Here is a 2,227-nt window from a genome sequence, read left to right as displayed (position 1 = left end):
TGGAAGAAGCCTTCCTGACGGCATCCCGTGAGGCGGAAAGTGCCTTTGGCAATGGGGATGTGTTTCTGGAAAAATATCTGACCTCTGTGCGCCATGTGGAAATGCAGATCCTTGCCGACCATTACGGAAATATCCTCTGTCTGGGCGAACGTGACTGCTCCCTGCAGCTGAATAAGCAGAAGGTGTTGGAGGAGACCCCCAGCCCTGTGATGACAGAAGAAATCAGACAGAACATGATGGATGCGGCGGTCAAAGCGGCAAAGGCAGCAAACTATACCAATGCGGGCACGGTGGAATTTCTGCTGGCTCCCGACGGGCAGTTTTATTTCATCGAAATGAATACCCGCCTGCAGGTGGAACATCCCATTACGGAAGAAATCAGCAATATCGATATCGTAAAATGGCAGATCCGCATTGCCTGCGAAGTTCCTCTGGAAATGAAACAGGAGGATATCCAGCTGAAAGGCCATGCCATGGAATGTCGCATCAATGCCCGCTCCACGGGGAAGGTGGAATTTCTGCATATTCCCGGCGGCGGCAGAGTCCATTTCGATACGGCACTGATGCAGGGGCTGGAGATCGTCCCTTATTATGACTCCATGCTGGGCAAGCTGATCGTACACGCCCCCACCAGAGAGGAGGCCATCCGCAAAATGGAGGCGTCTCTTTGTGAAATGGTCATCGTCGGCGTGGAAACCAATGTGGAGGAACAGCTGAAGCTGGTGCGCAGCAAAGCCTTCCACGAAGGGGAATACGACACCCTGATCTTAAATTCTATTTTGGAAAGGAACTGATGTGATTGAGCAATGTCTTAGGTTATTTCCGAAAGTCTAAAAATACATTGGAAAAAGGCGGCATTACGCCTGTGACAGAAGAAAAAATGCGCTGTCCCGTCTGCAAATCCTATGATACCAAACGGGCAGTTGCCAAAAATAAAATGGTCTGTCCCCATTGCGGTCATCATTACCGCATCGGGGCAAGGATCCGCGTGAAGGCACTTTTCGATAAAGGCAGTTTTCAGGAACTGTTTACCAATATCGAGACGGCTGACCCTTTAAACTTTCCCGGTTATTCCGAAAAAATGGACAGGGGCAGAGCGGTCAGCGGTGAAGCAGATGCCGTTCTTTGCGGCACAGCAGCCATCCGCCGCCAGCCCTGTGCTATTTTTGTCATGGAGCCTGGTTTTATGATGGGCAGTATGGGTTCTGTGGTAGGGGAAAAAATCGCCAGCCTGTTTGAATATGCGGCGGAACGGAACCTGCCCGTGGTGGGCTTTACGGCCAGCGGCGGCGCAAGGATGCAGGAAGGCATCCTTTCCCTGATGCAGATGGCAAAAACCAGTGGTGCGGTCAATCATCACAGCCAGAAAGGCGGGTTGTATATCACCGTTCTGACAGACCCCACTACGGGCGGTGTTACGGCCAGCTTTGCCATGCTGGGGGATATCATCCTTTCCGAACCCAACGCTACCATCGGTTTTGCAGGCAGAAGGGTCATCGAACAGACCACGAAAAAGAAACTGCCTGAGGATTTTCAGAAGGCGGAATTTTTGCTGGAGCATGGCTTTGTAGATGCCATTGTACCCAGAAATGAAATGAGAGATACACTGGAACGACTGCTGAAACAGCACAGAAGGGAGGGGTTCTGATGAAGGCATACGAAAAACTGCAGACAGCAAGAAATCAGCTCAGACCCACTTCCCGTGCCTATATCGAAAGGCTGTTCACAGAACGGACAGAACTCCACGGGGACAGAAAATATGCGGACGACGCAGCCATCATCGGCGGCATCGGCCTGCTGGGGGAAATGCCCGTGACCTTTATTGGCATTGAGCGCGGCAGAGATCTGGAGGAACGCATCCGCTGTAATTTCGGCTGCCCCATGCCGGAAGGCTACCGCAAGGCCTTGCGTCTGATGAAGCAGGCGGAAAAATTTCATCGCCCCATCATCTGTCTGGTGGATACCTCCGGTGCTTTCTGCGGGGAAGAAGCAGAGGAACGGGGACAGGGACAGGCCATTGCCGATAATCTGATGCAGATGATGGCACTGGAAACGCCCGTGATCACCATTGTCATCGGGGAAGGCGGCAGCGGCGGCGCCTTAGGGCTTTCCGTGGCAAATAAGCTGTATATGCTGGAAAATGCAGTGTTTTCCGTCATCTCCCCCGAAGGCTGTGCCAGCATCCTCTGGGAGGACGCCAAGCTGGCTCCTGATGCAGCGGAGGCTT

The 2,227-nt window shown here is 52.8% G+C and carries 2 protein-coding genes and 1 pseudogene; all 3 read left to right on the top strand.

The features are described 5' to 3' along the window. Positions 1-794, top strand: a pseudogene (locus tag ACJMLT_RS03865) (acetyl-CoA carboxylase biotin carboxylase subunit); the annotation flags it as partial. Between the two features lie 5 nt (positions 795-799). Then, a complete protein-coding gene (gene accD / locus ACJMLT_RS03860) occupies positions 800-1,648 on the top strand; it encodes an acetyl-CoA carboxylase, carboxyltransferase subunit beta (protein ID WP_405726866.1) in 849 nt (282 codons plus the stop codon). After that, on the top strand, positions 1,648-2,227 hold a 580-nt coding region (locus ACJMLT_RS03855), incomplete at its 3' end, for a carboxyl transferase domain-containing protein (protein ID WP_405726863.1). The genes accD and ACJMLT_RS03855, both read left to right, overlap by 1 nt.

The organism is Anaerotignum sp., from assembly GCF_045122575.1.
Classification (GTDB): Bacteria; Bacillota; Clostridia; order Lachnospirales; family Anaerotignaceae; genus Anaerotignum_A.
The sequence above is the reverse complement of the archived record's forward strand: the minus strand, read 5'-3'. Positions and strand labels throughout refer to the sequence as shown.